Origin of the sequence: Pseudomonas vranovensis DSM 16006 (assembly GCF_000425805.1) — a bacterium.
Classification (GTDB): domain Bacteria; phylum Pseudomonadota; class Gammaproteobacteria; order Pseudomonadales; family Pseudomonadaceae; genus Aquipseudomonas; species Aquipseudomonas vranovensis.
Window position 1 is genome coordinate 298695 of the sequence record NZ_AUED01000001.1, and the last position, 14666, is coordinate 313360.

The 14666-nt window shown below is 63.4% G+C and carries 16 protein-coding genes; 9 read left to right on the forward strand and 7 right to left on the reverse strand.

Going from position 1 to position 14666, the window contains the following annotated elements; translation table 11 throughout:
- Positions 1–72: 72 nt before the first annotated feature.
- Both H621_RS0101575 and H621_RS0101580 read right to left on the reverse strand, forming a co-directional pair.
- A complete protein-coding gene (locus H621_RS0101575) occupies positions 73–1425 on the reverse strand; it encodes an APC family permease (RefSeq protein WP_028941681.1) in 1353 nt (450 codons plus the stop codon).
- Between the two features lie 351 nt (positions 1426–1776).
- Complete coding sequence (locus H621_RS0101580) at positions 1777–2703, reverse strand: LysR family transcriptional regulator (protein ID WP_028941682.1); 927 nt, start codon at positions 2701–2703, stop codon at positions 1777–1779.
- A 162-nt stretch (positions 2704–2865) separates the two neighbouring features.
- Between H621_RS0101580 and H621_RS0101585 the strand changes: the two genes are divergently transcribed.
- From H621_RS0101585 to H621_RS0101605, 5 genes are all read left to right on the forward strand, one after another.
- Positions 2866–4170 (forward strand): MFS transporter, encoded by a 1305-nt coding sequence (locus H621_RS0101585; protein WP_028941683.1) that lies wholly within the window; start codon positions 2866–2868, stop codon positions 4168–4170.
- A 28-nt stretch (positions 4171–4198) separates the two neighbouring features.
- A complete protein-coding gene (locus H621_RS0101590) occupies positions 4199–5428 on the forward strand; it encodes a Zn-dependent hydrolase (RefSeq protein WP_028941684.1) in 1230 nt (409 codons plus the stop codon).
- Between the two features lie 10 nt (positions 5429–5438).
- Positions 5439–6476 carry a histone deacetylase family protein gene (locus H621_RS0101595; protein WP_028941685.1) on the forward strand — a complete coding sequence of 346 codons (1038 nt, stop codon included), beginning with the start codon at positions 5439–5441 and terminating at the stop codon, positions 6474–6476.
- 75 nt (positions 6477–6551) lie between these two features.
- On the forward strand, positions 6552–7307 hold the full coding sequence (locus tag H621_RS0101600) for an SDR family oxidoreductase (RefSeq protein ID WP_028941686.1): 756 nt from the start codon (positions 6552–6554) through the stop codon (positions 7305–7307).
- A 22-nt stretch (positions 7308–7329) separates the two neighbouring features.
- On the forward strand, positions 7330–7734 hold the full coding sequence (locus H621_RS0101605) for a cupin domain-containing protein (RefSeq protein WP_028941687.1): 405 nt from the start codon (positions 7330–7332) through the stop codon (positions 7732–7734).
- 216 nt (positions 7735–7950) lie between these two features.
- Here the strand turns inward: H621_RS0101605 and H621_RS0101615 are convergent, their stop codons facing one another.
- From H621_RS0101615 to H621_RS0101630, 4 genes are all read right to left on the reverse strand, one after another.
- Entirely contained in the window at positions 7951–8499 is a 549-nt protein-coding gene (locus H621_RS0101615) for a cupin domain-containing protein (RefSeq protein ID WP_028941688.1), read from the reverse strand.
- A gap of 57 nt (positions 8500–8556) precedes the next feature.
- The gene (locus H621_RS0101620; RefSeq protein ID WP_028941689.1) at positions 8557–9777 is read right to left on the reverse strand and encodes an MFS transporter; all 1221 of its coding nucleotides are present in this window, start codon (positions 9775–9777) and stop codon (positions 8557–8559) included.
- A gap of 76 nt (positions 9778–9853) precedes the next feature.
- Positions 9854–10396, reverse strand: a complete 543-nt coding sequence (locus tag H621_RS0101625; RefSeq protein WP_028941690.1) for a cytochrome b — start codon at positions 10394–10396, stop codon at positions 9854–9856.
- The gene (locus tag H621_RS0101630; protein ID WP_028941691.1) at positions 10393–11439 is read right to left on the reverse strand and encodes a catalase family peroxidase; all 1047 of its coding nucleotides are present in this window, start codon (positions 11437–11439) and stop codon (positions 10393–10395) included. Before H621_RS0101630 ends, H621_RS0101625 begins: the two co-directional genes overlap by 4 nt.
- Before the next feature lie 153 nt (positions 11440–11592).
- On the opposite strand from H621_RS0101630, the gene H621_RS26795 reads away from it, so the two are divergent.
- From H621_RS26795 to H621_RS26800, 4 genes are all read left to right on the forward strand, one after another.
- The gene (locus H621_RS26795) at positions 11593–12102 is read left to right on the forward strand and encodes a sigma-70 family RNA polymerase sigma factor (RefSeq protein ID WP_036989297.1); all 510 of its coding nucleotides are present in this window, start codon (positions 11593–11595) and stop codon (positions 12100–12102) included.
- Positions 12099–12851, forward strand: a complete 753-nt coding sequence (locus tag H621_RS0101645) for an anti-sigma factor family protein (protein ID WP_028941693.1) — start codon at positions 12099–12101, stop codon at positions 12849–12851. Before H621_RS26795 ends, H621_RS0101645 begins: the two co-directional genes overlap by 4 nt.
- Before the next feature lie 77 nt (positions 12852–12928).
- Entirely contained in the window at positions 12929–13264 is a 336-nt protein-coding gene (locus tag H621_RS0101650) for a DUF2790 domain-containing protein (RefSeq protein ID WP_028941694.1), read from the forward strand.
- A gap of 87 nt (positions 13265–13351) precedes the next feature.
- Positions 13352–14104 carry a FecR domain-containing protein gene (locus H621_RS26800; RefSeq protein WP_051270372.1) on the forward strand — a complete coding sequence of 251 codons (753 nt, stop codon included), beginning with the start codon at positions 13352–13354 and terminating at the stop codon, positions 14102–14104.
- Between the two features lie 29 nt (positions 14105–14133).
- Here the strand turns inward: H621_RS26800 and H621_RS0101660 are convergent, their stop codons facing one another.
- The gene (locus H621_RS0101660) at positions 14134–14466 is read right to left on the reverse strand and encodes a YegP family protein (protein ID WP_028941695.1); all 333 of its coding nucleotides are present in this window, start codon (positions 14464–14466) and stop codon (positions 14134–14136) included.
- Between the last annotated feature and the right edge of the window lie 200 nt (positions 14467–14666).

The window sequence follows — 14666 nt, forward strand, 5'->3', positions numbered from 1 at the left end:
GGGGACGTCCTTATTGTTGGCGGTATTGAACGCAAAAGCCCGTCGATATCGACGGGCTGTTCTCATGGGGCTCTACTCGGCAATGAAACTCGGCGGCGCAACCTTGAAGGCTTTGGTCAGGTACGCCAGGTACAACACCCCGGTCGCGGCCCAGACCCCGCCGAACAGCAGCGAGTGCTCGTCGAGGTCCAGCCACAGGATGGCGATGATACAAAAACCGATAGTGGGCACGACCAGGTACTTGAACTTGTCGGCCAGGGTCTTGTTCTGGCCTTCTCGCCAGTAGCAGTGAACGATCACCGACAGGTTTACGAAACTGAAGGCCACCAGCGCACCGAAGTTGATCACCGAGGTGGCGGTCACCAGGTCGAAGAAAATAGCCGACAGCGAGATGAAGCCGACGATCACGATATTGATCACCGGGGTTTTCCAAGTGCTGTGCAGGCGGCCGAAGTAGCGCTTGGGGATGACGTTGTCGCGGCCCATCACATACAGCAAGCGCGACACGCTGGCTTGTGAGGCCAGGCCCGAGGCCAGGGTATTGATGAAGGTGCAGCAGATGAAGATCGACTGGAACAGCTTGCCGCCTACATACAGCGCGATTTCCGGCAGTGCGGCCTCGTGGTCCTGGAAGCGGTCCATGTTCGGGAAGAACGACTGGATGTAGAACGAAACGATGATGAACACCAGGCCACCGATCAGCGCAATCAGGAAGATCGCCCGCGGGATGACCTTCTCGGCGTTCTCGGTTTCCTCCGACAGGGTAGTGACTGCATCAAAGCCCAGGAACGAGAAACACAAGATGGTGGCGCCGGCCACCAGCGCATTGAGGTGGGTGTCTTCGCCGGCAAACGGCAGCAGGCTCCACGTGGTGCCCAGGCCTTCACCGTTGTGCAGTCCGCGCACGGTCAGGTAGATGAAGACACCGATGATGATGGCCTGGATCGCCACGAACAGCGTGTTGAAGTTGGCCACCAGGTTGATGCTGCGGATGTTGATCAGGCTCATCACCGTCACAAAACCCACCACCCAGGCCCAGGCCGGCACCTCGGGGAACATTACCGACAGGTACAGCTTGGCCAGCAAGGCGTTGACCATCGGCAGCAGCAGGTAGTCGAGCAGCGACGACCAGCCAACCAGAAAGCCCACATGCGGATTGATCGCTCGGCGGGTGTAGGTGTAGGCCGAGCCGGATTCCGGAAAGCGGCGAACCAGCACGCCGTAGCTCACGGCGGTGAAGAGGATGCCGAGCAGGGCCAACACATAAGCGCTGGGTACATGCCCATCAGTAATGCCGGAGACGATGCCGAAGGTGTCGAACACGGTCATCGGGGCGATGTAGGCCAGGCCGATGATCACCACCTGCCAGAGCTTGAGCGTTTTTTTGAATTGGGCGTCGGGGGCTGCGGCGTTATTACTGGGCATGCTGGGCGCGCTCCTGGTTCTGAGGAGCGGGCTGGCGAGGGGTAACGCTGAGAACGGGTCCGTTGTTCTGCTTGCTGGGTGCGCGTGAAGAGACTGGCATCATGGATGGCACTGGCCCGTGTTTTGTTTTGAATTATTTTTTTGAAGGAGGTGAGGCAGGAGCGAAAATAAGAAGGTGACAGAGGTGTGTCAATTAAATTCTGACAAATTGTTTCAAGGGTTTGTCGGGGAATATCGATCCTGGTGCTCTACACCAACAGTTATGGCCGAATGACGTGTAATACGAACGTCTAATAAAATAGACAGCGTGGGGTGTGTTGCAGATATTTATCGGCAAAACCGTAGCCGCTGCTACGAAGCCAGCCCACAACTGGCTTGAGCGGCCTCGATGAACACCGACTCGGCCCGGCTCATGCGTTGCTCACGGTTCCACAGCAGGTGAATGTCGACATCGGCAATCCCTTCGTTGGGCGGCAGTTGCCAGAGCAACCCGGCCTCGACATCCGTGACCACAACATGGGCCGGCAAACAACCGATGCCAAATCCGGCAATCACCAGACGCCGCACTTCTTCGAGGCTCGGCGACGACGCCACGATGCGCCCGCTGAAGCCTTGCTGGTCACGAAAGATGGTCAATGGCGAGAGCATCCCGCCAATCTGGTCGCTGGTAAAACTGACAAAATTCTCTTTCTGCAGGTCGCCTTCGGCCACCTGCTGCTTGCCGAACAGCGCATGGTGCTTGCCACAGAAAAAGGCGTAGCGCTGGCGCAGGAACAAGCGCTGCTCCAGGCGCGGCTGCGGGCGACGGTTGAGGCTCAAGCCCAGGGTCGCGGTCTTTTCCTGCAGGGCGCTGATGATGTCGGAGCTGCGCATTACGTCGATCTCCAGGTCTACCCGGGGATGCTGGCGATGAAACTCGGCCAGGAAGTCATCAAAGGGCTCGGAACAGATCCGGCTGATCATCAGCAGCCGCACCTTGCCGATCACTTCATCCGCCGGTTGTTCCAGCACACCGCTGACCTGGGACATCTGCCCGTAGATTTCCCCGGCCAGGTGGAAGATCTGCTCGCCTACTTCAGTCAGGGCAAAGCGCGGGCCGCGTCGGGCGATCAGTTGGCGGCCGAGTTGTTCTTCCAGGCGCTTGAGCGCCTGGCTCACCGCAGGCTGGGTCAGGTGCAGGCGGGCGGCGGCGCGGCTGATGCTCAGTTCCTGGCCGATCACCCGGAAGGTACGCAGCAGGTTCCAGTCCAGGCGGTCGTTGAGCAGGCGGTCAGGCATGGTGGGCTCTGTAAATATAAGGGCGGCTAATAGTGTGAATAATAAATAGAAAATTGACTAATCATAGCCCCAGGCAAAAAATCGATCTTGCACAGGCGCCGCCAGAGCGCCCCGGACACACCGTTCTCTCCTGCCAGAAAAATAATCAAAGGAGCCTGACCCATGACGCCTCCCGCTTCGCCCCAGCCTCGCCGGGCCGCGGCTGCCGCTTTTATCGGCACCATGATCGAGTGGTACGACTTTTACATTTATGCCACTGCCGCTGCCCTGGTGTTCGGCGCCTTGTTCTTCCCCTCCGATGACAAACTTTTCAGCACCATGGCCGCCTTCGGCACCTTCGCCGTGGGTTTTTTCGCCCGGCCTCTGGGCGGAATCGTCTTCGGTCATATTGGTGACCGCATCGGGCGCAAGAAGTCGCTGGTGATCACCTTGCTGATGATGGGCGTGGTTACGGTCTGCATCGGCTTGCTTCCCACCTATGCGCAGATTGGCGCCGCCGCACCGGTGTTGCTGATCCTGCTGCGCATCGTCCAGGGCATTGCCGTGGGCGGGGAGTGGGGCGGGGCGGTGTTGATGGCCGGAGAACACGCACCCAAGGGCCGGCGCAATTTCTTTGCCTCCTTCGCCCAGTTGGGCAGCCCGGCGGGCTTGATCCTGTCGCTGCTGGCCTTCAGCGCGGTCACCCGCCTGCCTGAAGAAGACTTGATGAGCTGGGGCTGGCGCCTGCCGTTCCTGGCCAGTGCGCTGTTGTTACTGGTGGGCCTGGCGATTCGCCTGGGGGTCAATGAGTCACCGGAGTTCCTCGCCAGTCGCGAACAGGCCAGCAAGGCCAAGCGCAAGGAGCAGGCACCGGTCATGGAAGTGCTGCGCACTGCATGGCGCCCACTGCTGCTGTGCATCGGCGCCAATACCCTGGGGATTGCCGGGGTGTACTTCACCAATACCTTCATGATCGCCTACACCACCCAGCAGTTGGCCTTGCCACGCTCGTTGATCCTTGAGTGCCTGTTCGTGGTGGCGATCATTCAGTTCTGCATCCAGCCCATGGCTGCCTGGGTGGCGGAGAAAATGGGCGCCACCCGGTTCCTGTGCCTGGTGTCGCTGCTGGCCATGGCCTCGCCCTATCCGATGTTCGTGCTGGTCAGTTCCGGCCAGGCACCGTTGATCATTGTCGGCATTGCCCTGGCGGTGATCTGCATGGCGTCGTTCTATGCGGTGATCGCAGGCTACGTGAGTGGCATGTTCGACACCCATGTGCGCTACACCGCGATCTCCATGGCCTATCAGGTGTGTGGCGCCATTGCTGGCGGCCTGACGCCGCTGGTGGGCACTTGGCTTGCGCACACGTTCACCGGCCAATGGTGGCCGATGGCAGTGTTTTACAGCGTGATTGCGGCGATTTCGCTGCTCTGTGTGCTGGCCCTGGCGCGCCGCCATGCTGCCGCCCACCGCCTGGAAATGGCCTGAAATTTCGATGAGTTCTGGAGTAGCTGCGATGTTGAAAAGCAACGGCGAACGCCTGTGGGCGAGCCTGATGGCCATGGCTGAAGTGGGTGCCACCGCCCGGGGCGGCAGTTGCCGCCTGGCCCTGAGCGAAGAAGACAAGGCCGGGCGCGAGCTGTTCGCCCACTGGTGCCGTGAAGCCGGCCTGACCCTGAGCGTCGACCCTATCGGCAACCTGTTTGCCCGCCGCCCAGGGTGCGATCCGGATGCCGCACCGGTAATGATGGGCAGTCATCTCGACACCCAGCCCGAAGGTGGGCGCTTCGATGGCGTGTATGGCGTGTTGGCCGGTCTTGAGGTGGTACGTCGTCTCAATGACTTGAAGATCCAGACGCATAAGCCGCTTGAAATCGCCGTCTGGACCAACGAGGAGGGCGCCCGCTTCACCCCGGCCATGTTCGGCTCGGCGGTGTTCACCGGCAGCATGAAGCTCGAGGACGCGCTGGCGGTACGCGATGCCGAGGGCATCAGTGTCGCCCAGGCACTGGAGCGAACCGGCTTCGCCGGCGAACGTCCGTTGGGCGGGGCGGTGGATGCCTATTTCGAGGCGCATATCGAGCAAGGCCCGATCCTTGAGGACAACGCCAAGAACATCGGTGTGGTCAGCGGTGGCCAGGCCATTCGCTGGCTCGATGTGCAGGTCGAGGGCATGGCTGCCCATGCGGGCACCACACCCATGCCCCTGCGCAAGGATGCCCTTTATGGCGCCGCCCCGATGATCCAGGCCATCGAACAACTGGCCAGCGACTTCGCCCCCGAGGGCCTGACTACCGTAGGCGAGCTGAGCATCGCCAAGTCGTCGCGCAACACCATCCCCGGCTTGCTGCAGTTCACCGTGGACCTGCGTCACCACCACGACAGCGCCATCGAAGAAATGGAGCGGCAGGTCGAAGCGCGCTTGCGGGCGATCGCCGCGCTGCGTGGCTTGAGGGTCACCATCAACCGCCACTGGGTCAGCCCGGCGACACCCTTCGATGCCGACTGCGTGGCCGCCGTGCAGGCGGCGGTGGACGGCCTGGGATACGCACAGCAAGCCATCGTCAGTGGTGCCGGTCACGATGCGATCCTGCTGGCGCGCTACTGCCCGACCGCCATGGTGTTCATCCCTTGCGTGGGCGGCCTGAGCCACAATGAGGCCGAAGACGTGCTGCCCGAGGACGTGCGCCAGGGCGCCGACGTACTGCTCAACGCCGTGCTGGCCCGTGCCGGCCGGGTCGATTAAGGAGAAGCTCATGCGTTGCTACTTTCACCCCGAACAGCTGCTGCACCACCCGCGCAGCTACTATTCCCGCGGCCAGATGCGCACGCCTCAGGAAGTGCCCGAGCGTGCTCGGCACCTGCTGCAGGCGGCCAAGCGCCTGGGCTTCGAGATCGTCGAGCCCACGGATGGCGGCCTGCAGCCGCTTCTGGCGGTACACGGTGCGCCGTACCTGACGTTCCTTGAAGAGGCCCATCGACGCTGGAAGGAAGTACCCGAAGACTGGGGCGATGAAGTGATGTCGAACATCTTCGTGCGCGAACCCAACGCACTGCGCGGCATCCTTGCCCAGGCGGCCTGTTATCTGGCCGACGGCAGCTGCCCGGTGGGCGAGCTGACCTGGCGCTCGGCCTACTGGTCGGCACAAAGCGCGGTGGCCGGGGCCAGGGCGCTGCTCGATGGCGAGCCGGCTGCCTATGCCCTGTGCCGGCCACCGGGCCATCACGCCCGTGCCGAAGCTGCCGGTGGTTTCTGCTACCTGAACAACGCCGCCATTGCCGCCCAGGTGCTGCGCGAGCGCTTCGAGCGAGTGGCGGTACTCGACACCGACATGCACCACGGCCAGGGTATCCAGGAGATTTTCTACGCCCGGGATGATGTGCTGTACGTCTCGGTGCATGGCGACCCCACCAACTTCTACCCAGGTGTGGCTGGCTTTGCCGATGAACGCGGCAGCGGCGCCGGGGAGGGCTACAACCTGAACCTGCCCATGGTCCACGGTGCCAGCGAGGCGGATTTTCTCGCGTACCTGGACCTGGCCCTGGCCGCAGTGAAGGACTTTGACGCGCAGGTGCTGGTGCTGTCGCTGGGCTTCGACATCTTCGAACTGGACCCGCAAAGCAAGGTTGCCGTCACCCGCGAAGGTTTCGCCCTCCTGGGCGAGCGAATTCGCAGCCTGGGCCTGCCGTGCCTGATCGTGCAGGAGGGCGGCTATCACCTGGAAAGCCTGGAAGACAACGCGCAAGCGTTTTTCGCCCAGAGCGCCGAGTGGCAACTGCACGACAACCACTGATCCGCTGCCACGCCCCCGGTTGTACGACGAACTACGATGAAGGGTTGCTACTAACCAACCGTGGGAGAGTCGGCCATGAAAGTCGTCGTGATCGGGGGCACCGGTCTGATCGGTGCCCAGTTGTGCAACAACTTGCGGGCGAAGGGCCATGTTGTGCTGGCCGCTTCTCCCAGAACCGGCGTCGATGCTCTCACCGGCGAAGGCCTGGGCCCGGCGCTGCAGGGTGCCGAGGTGGTGGTCGATGTATCCAACTCCCCGTCATTCGAAGATGCCGCGGCGCTGTCGTTCTTTGAAACCTGCGGGCGCAACCTGTTTGCCGCTGAGAAGGCCGCGGGCGTGGGCCACCACATTGCGCTGTCGGTGGTGGGTACCGAACGCATGCTCGACAGCGGCTACTTTCGCGCCAAGATGGCCCAGGAAGAACTGATCAAGCAGTCGGGGGTGCCGTACACCATTTTGCGCGCCACACAATTCTTCGAGTTCATGGCGGGCATTGCCTACTCTGGCGCTGAGGGCAACCGGGTGCGCTTGACCGACGCTGCCTTGCAGCCGGTGGCATCGGCCGACGTTGCTCAGGCCCTGGCCGACAGTGCCGAGCAGGCCCCGGCCAACCGCACGCTGGAAGTCGCCGGCCCCGAGCGCTTGCCGCTGGTGGAATTTGTGCGCAGCTACCTGCAGTACAACCAGGACCCTCGCGAAGTCATCGCCGACCCCCAGGCCACTTACTTCGGCGCCCCCATCGACGACCGCTCGTTGACGCCCGACGCCGGTGCGCGCCTGGGCGCCATTCACTTCCAGACCTGGCTGAAAACCACCGCTGTCCAACATTGATACACCGGACCAGGAGAGCGACATGCGCATCCAGTCTTTGTTCATGCTTTTCCCCTTGATGGCCGTCATCAGCGTCCATGCCCAGACACCCACTGCGCCACCGCCCAGCGTCAAGCCGGTGATGACCCAGGCGCTGCCCGACTATCCGGGCAAGGAAGTATTGATCCTGGAGGTCGAGTACCCACCAGGTGGCGCCGACCCCGTGCATCGCCATGATGCCCACGGATTTGTCTATGTGCTGGAAGGGTCGGTGGTGATGGGCGTGAAGGGGGGCAAGGAGGTTACCCTCATGCCTGGGCAGAGCTTTCATGAAGGCCCGGCCGACATCCACACGGTGGGGCGCAACGCCAGCCAGAGCAAACCGGCGAAGTTCGTGGTGTTCCTGCTCAAGGACGTGAACAAGGCGGCAGTGTTGCCCGCGCAATAGTCGCTGCCGCTACGGTCGTTGCGACGGCAGATCCACCTGCGCGCACAGCCCGCCTCCCGGTCGGTTGTTGAGGGTCAGGGTACCGCCGATGGCATGGGTCAATTGCTGGGCGATGGCCATGATCCAGCAACTGCTGGGAGCAGGAGCGAGCGACCTGAGCCACGACCGCTGAGCGGTCGATCGCAGGCTGTCGCCAGGCGGGAGCAAGCCCCCCTGTCAGAAGTTCGCCGGGGTGTTGGCGCTGATGATCTCGGCTTCGTCGGGGCCGATGTTCTTGAAGCTGTGGGGCAGGGTGGTGGGGAAGTAGTAGCCGTCACCGGAGTTGAGAATGCTGACCTGGCCATCGACGCGCAGCTCGATGGTGCCACGGGTGACCAGGCCGCACTCTTCACCTTCGGCATGCACGATCGGCTCATCGCCGGAGTCTGCACCGGGGGCGTAAAGCTCGCGCAGCATGCGCATCTGCCGGCCCTCGACACTGGCGCCGACCAGCAGCAGGCGCAGGCCGCTGTTGCCAAGGTCGGGCTGTTCGGTGGAGCGGAAGACGAAACGTTCCTCGCGTGGCGGCTCGTCGAAGCTGAAGAACTCCGCCAGGGACATGGGAATGCCTTCGAGCAGTTTTTTCAGGGAACTGACCGAGGGGCTGACGCGGTTCTGCTCGATCTGGGAAATTGTCGAGTTGGTCAACCCGCTGCGACGGGCCAGCTCCCGCTGGGAGAGTTTGTTGCGTTCACGCACCAGTTTGAGTCGTGTCCCCGTGTCCATAGCCGCCTTATAAGTTGAAAATTTTGGGCGAAGCATTAAAGCACATTCCGTCACCTATTAGCGGCCCGCTTGTACGGATGCCGGGCGCGGATGCGGCCACAGGCCGATCATCAGCAACAACGCGGCGACGATCAGGTACGGCAGGCGGGGGTCGACGGCATAGATCAGAGTGCCGGCCAGTGGCCCTACGACCACGCCCAGGCCTTGCGCAGCGCCGATGGACCCGGCCGTGGCACCCTGTTCGGAGGCGTCCATTGCATTGGCCGCCAGCGCCGAGAACGCCGGGAACACCCAGCCCATGCCGCAGGCTGAAACAAAAAAGCACGCCGACAGCAGGGTCGCACTGGTAGCAAAGGCGGCAGTGGCAAAGCCCACGGCGGCAATACTGGCGCCGACGGCGATCATTCGCAGCGGGGGCCACTGCAGCTTGCGCACCAACAATTGCGCCACGATCAACGCCACACCGACCATGGTCAGGGCAATGCCAGCGGTTTGCGCCGCTTCTGCCGGGCCCATTCCCAGGCGATCGAGGGCAAAGAAACCGACGGTGATCTGCGCCACCGACACGCTGATCATGGCCACGAACGCCACCAGCAGCGGTCGGCGCAGGCGCGGGTCGGTCAGACGTACCGGGCGCGGTGGTTGCTTGAGGTGCAGTTCCTGGCGCTTGAGCTTGAGTAGCAACACCAGGAACGCCAGCATCGGCAGGATCGCCATGGCATAGAACGGCAGGCTCAGGCTGTAGCGTGCCAGCAGCGCCGCCAGGGCCGGACCGATCACCAGGCCCACGGCGTTGGCCGCACCCAGTGACGCCAGGGTTCGGGCGCGGTACTGCGGAGCAATGTTGTCGGCAATCAGCGCCGCACCCGCAACCGGCAGGGCCGCATAGAACGCGCCGATCAGGCCGCGGCCGATCACCAGGCCGGCGAAGGCCAGCGCGGCACTGGGCAGCAGATGCAGGGCGGTATCGATGAACAGGCACAAGGCCCAGTAGGCGAGGGTGAAGCCGGCCGTGCCGAGCAGCAGCACGCGGCGTCGGCCCAGGCGATCACTGGCCTGGCCCCAGGGCCTGGCCAGCAGCATCCAGATCACCCCCGCCACCGTGACCGCGGCCCCCGCCTGCCAGGTGGCCAGCCCCAAAGTGCGCGCGATGGGGCCGATCAGCGCGACGAACGCCATCATCGCCATGGTGCAGGCCATGTTGGCGATCAGCAGCGGGCGCAGGTCGAAGGTGGCTTGGGCTGTATCGGGTTGGGCAGGGTCCTGTGCGGCGTTCATGGGCTATCCAAGGCAGTGAAGGCGGGCCGGGCATTGTGCCGTAAAAGGCTGGCCGACAATACCGGTCATGGACGGCTCACTGATCGGGCCGAACCGGCCCGGGCCACATACTGCGCATCACACCGTCGCGGCGTACCAGGGCGTGGACCAATGCCGCGCCCAGGTGTACCAGCACCGTGGCGAACAGCCCATAGGCCAGCCAGCCATGGGCTCGGCGCAACACGGCATACAGCTGCAGGTCGTGCGGCACCAGGGCCGGCAAGTGCAGCGGCAGAGGGTAGCCACCGGCCGACAGCATGCCCCAACCGATCAGTGGCATGGCTAGCATCAAGGCATACAACACCAGGTGCGAGGCGCCGGCGGCCAGGCGCTGCCAGGGCGGCAAATCGCGGGGCAGCGGAGGGTGGGGCAAGGTCAGGCGCATGGCAATACGGACCACGACCAGTATCAGCAAGGCCAGGCCAATGGCTTTGTGCAGGCTGATCAGCATGGTGTGGCGGGGTGACAGGTCGACGACCATGCTCACCCCGACGAATAACATCGCCAGGATCAGCAGCGCCATCAGCCAGTGCAGCAGCCTTGCCAGGGGGTGAAAGACAGAGGGTGAGGAGGCGTTCATGGTTGTGCTTCCTGGTGGCCGGCTTCGCGACTGCGGCGGTTGAACGACACGGCGTAGGCGGATGAGCGCGCCGCGAGGATCGGGTCGTCCGAGGGTTCGATGCCCGAGGGCAGGATCAATGGGTCGAAGTTGAGGTCGCGACAGGCGCCTTGCTCGGGACCGTCCACCTGTTCGATCACCAGGGTGCCCGCATCGATGCTACGGCGTTGGGCCGGCCAGGGCTGCGACGGGTCATCGACCGGATCGCCAGGTTCGGCCAGGGCCAGGCGCAAGGTCCAGCGCAATGCGCCCTCGCTCAGGCGCTGATGCAGGTCGTGCTGCAGGTAGTCGCGGTCGTCGATCGGGCTTTGCAGGGCCGCGAACGGCGTTTGCGGTATCAGGCTCCAGCGCACGAACTGGCGCGTACCACTGCCGTTGACCAAGGCAAAGGCATTGATGCTGTTGTAGCTTGAGTTGGCGAAGCTGTCAGGTGCCTTGTAGTCCTTGGCCCATTGGCGAAAGGCCGCACTCTCCGGGTGAGCGGCAAAGAATGCCTGGATCCGGGCCGGGTCCGGCTTTCCGGTGGCGGGGTCCGGCTTCATGGACAGGATTTGCTGGTAGAAGGCTTCGGGGGTATTCACCGGCAGTACCGGCGGGGTGTTCATGCCGGTACGCCACTGCTGGCCGTCATCACTGCTGAACTGCAACGCCAGGCTGCGCACTGGCACACTGGTGTCTGGGCTGTAGGGGTTGCTGCCGCCGATGGCGAAGCGCCCGATCACCGGCACCTTCGCCTGGTTGAACACCCGGGCGCGGGACAGTGGTTCGGCCAGGCCGCTGCTCTGGAAGTAGCCACTGACGCAGAGGCCCTTGGCGTGGTTTTTACGGTAGCCGGGGAAGTGGCCACCCTGGGCTTCAAAGGTGTCGATGATGCGTTGCGGGGTCAGTCGCTCGGCGCCGATCCAGCCGGCGGCGTAAGCAAAGGCTGCGCCGAGGGCCGCCAGCCCGACACCGATGGCTGCCAGGCGCAAGGCGCGAGGTGTACCGCGTAACGGTGTGTTCATGGGAACAATCCGGGTCAATGAATGAGCCGGTACGACGTTGGGGGCGGGGATTTATTCCGGCGCCAGGGAATAAATTGCTTTCTCCGGCGTCTTTCTTGAAATTTTATCGCGGGGCAAGTCGCACCGCCGCACCTACAGGCCAAGGCTCAGCACATGAACGACCTGGACGACGACCAACTGCGCGAGATGCTCGAGAGGCTGCGCCGCTTTGCCTTGTGGCTGACCCGTGAAGCCAGCAGCGCCGACGACCTGGTTCAGGCCACGGTCGAGCGCGCCTTGACCCATCGTGGCCAGCAACGTGAGGACGGCAGCCTCAGGGCCTGGCTGTTCTCGATCCTGTATCGGCAATTCATCGATGGCAAGCGCCGGGAACGTCGTCATGCCCGCTGGCTGGCCTGGTTCGGGCGGGGGGAGGAGGCGGGCAATGCCACCGAAGACATCGTCCTGGCCCAGTCGGGCCTCGCCGCCTTCGCTCGCCTGCCCACCGAGCAGCGGGCCTTGCTGCTGTTGATCAGCGTCGAGGGGCTGAGCTACAAGGAGGCTGCCCAGGCGTTGCAGGTGCCCATCGGTACGGTGATGTCGCGATTGTCGCGGGCGCGCACGGCGTTGCGCGAACTGGCCGAGGGCAATACACCGCCCCCGGCGTTGCGGAGGTTGAAATGAGTCAGTTGATCCCTTCTGAAGAAGAGTTGCATGCCTATGTCGACGAGCGCCTGGACCGCGAGCGTCGGCGCACCGTGGAGCGTTACCTGGCGGCCAACCCCGAGCAGGCGGCCCGGGTCGAAGGCTGGCGCAACGATGCCCGGCACTTGCGCGTAGCCTTGTCCGGTCTTGCCGGGCGAGCCCCCAACCCGCGACTGGAACCTGCGGCGATTCGTCGTGAACTGCGCCGCAAGCGCCAGCGGCGTTGGGCCAATGCCGCTGTCTTGCTGGTGACGCTGGGGATTGGCGGCTTGGGCGGTTGGCACGTACGCGAGTCGAGCCTGCTGGCTGGCAACCCGCCCATGGCCGATGCCGTGCAGGCGCACCGGTTGTTCGCCGGTGCCAGCGCCCTGGATCTCAGCGCCCGCGACCCGGCTCGCCTGCAGGCCTGGCTGGGCGAGCATTTCAAGCACGTCGGCAACCTGCCGGATTTTTCCGTCTATGGCTTCACCCCGTTAGGGGCACGGCTGTTGAGCAACGAGCAGGGCCCGGCCGCCTTGCTGGTGTTTGAAGATGCCCACGGCCAGCGGGTCAGCCTGTTTCTGCGTTCACCCGGCGAGCACTATGGGCGCATGCCCAGCGGCGAGCGCATCGACGGACAACTGCAGGCTCGCTATTGGTCCCAGGGTGACTACAACTACGCGTTGATCAGCGCGGCCTCCGACAGCCGGGGCGCAGCGCTGCGCAATGCACTGGGTGTCGCCTTGTAGCCGGTCTGTCATTGCGGGCGTAAGCTCAGGAGTGTTTGGCTTGGCAAATCGAGCCACTACGAGCGAGGTAAGCCGAAATGAAGCGCAAGCAAGGTTTGGTGGCGGCGGTGGTGTTGCTGCTGGCCGGCCAAAACGCGCTGGCCTCGGCACCAGAAGTGAAGGATGCGCGTCTGGTTGCCCATGAGCAGGCAGTGCAGGCCTATGCAGCAAGCATCGGAAAACCCGTCCCGGTTGTTCAGGACTATCGCGTTGGCACTTCCATGGATGTAGCCCGCTTGATCGAGCAGACCCCACAGGCCCGCGGCTGTGAAGCGGCGCCGATGCTGATTACCTACGAAGACACGAGCGGGCAACTGGTGACAGTGCGTTATCGGCTGGAGGGGCAGTGCGCGCGGTTTCAGTCCACGCGGTAAAGGTGGCGCACACATGCAGAAAGTGCTGGCCGATCAGGTGATGGCCAATTAGCATCTGCGGCTTTATTCGTGCCACAGGGGTTGGTCATGAACGTGGCAGGGAGCACACAGGCCAGCCGTCGCACCATGCTCAAGTACGGGCTGGCCTTGGCCGTTGCGGTGCCGGGCAGTGGGTTGCTGGGCTGGCAATTGCCGCTGGCCGCATGGAGCGCCGATCTGCGCACGACGGTTGGTGAGCGACGCGGTGTGCGCCTGGCAGATGGCAGCGTGCTGCAATTGAACACCGCGACGGCAGTGAACCTGGACCTCGCTCAGCATTGCGTAAGGCTGATCGAGGGCGAGCTTGCCCTGAGCGTCAACCATGCGCGCCCCTTGCATGTCGACTTCGGGCCGGCTCGGGTAACGGTGGGCCAGGCGCAGGTCAGCGTGCGTTGCGATGACAGGGTTTGCCGGCTGTCCGTGCTGTACGGCACGGTGCAGGTGCAGATAAAGCACGGAATGGCGCTGGCGCTGCATTACGGTGACCAGTTGACGGTGTATGCCGATGGCAGTGGCGCCATGGGGCGTCTTGACCCGCACGCACCGGATTGGCGTGACGGTGTGCTGAATGTCACGGATGTGCCACTGGGCGAGTTTCTGCGCGAGGTCTCACGCTATCGTCCGGGGGTTTTGCGGTGGGAGCCGGCGCTTGAATCGCATACGGTCAGTGGCACGTTCCCGCTGCATGACACCGATTCGATCCTTGCTTACCTGGCCGCCAATTTTCCGGTCACTGTACAAGCTCGCAGTCGTTACTGGGTCACGCTGGTATCGCGGGGCAAGCCCGCTCCTACCGGGTAGGTGCGGACTTGTCCCGGTACACGCTGTACTCAGGTGTTGTCTTTGACGGTCTTGCTGCTGCCATTGATTTTCACCGAGGCAATGCCCGCGTCGCGTGATTGCGCGGTGGCGTACAACTGGCTGGTGCCGATGACCTGATGATTGGCCGCCTTGAGGTTGAAGTGGAACTTGCCGTTGCTGGCCTCCTTTTTCTCATAGCGTTCGTCAGTGCCGCTATTGGCCTGGACCGAGGCGATGCCGCTTTCGGCAGAGGCCTTGGCTTTGTATAACTCACTGGTGAGGATGACTTCACCATTCCCGGCCTTGAGAACAAAGCGGTACTGGCCGTCACTGCTGGTGCCCAACTCGAACCAACCTGCCATGGGAGCTCCTTGGAGTGTGTAGATCATTCAGGGGCTGCTAGCGTGCTTGCTTGCAGTGACGAGTCAGTATGGTGGGGTTTGTCGGGTTGTCCAACGTGACCAGTCGCGGGTAGCCGCTGCCGCCAGGCTGCAATTGGGCGCGAAGCGGTCATGTGCTTGCGACTGCAATGCCCTCGATCGCAGCCTGACGGCAGTAGCTA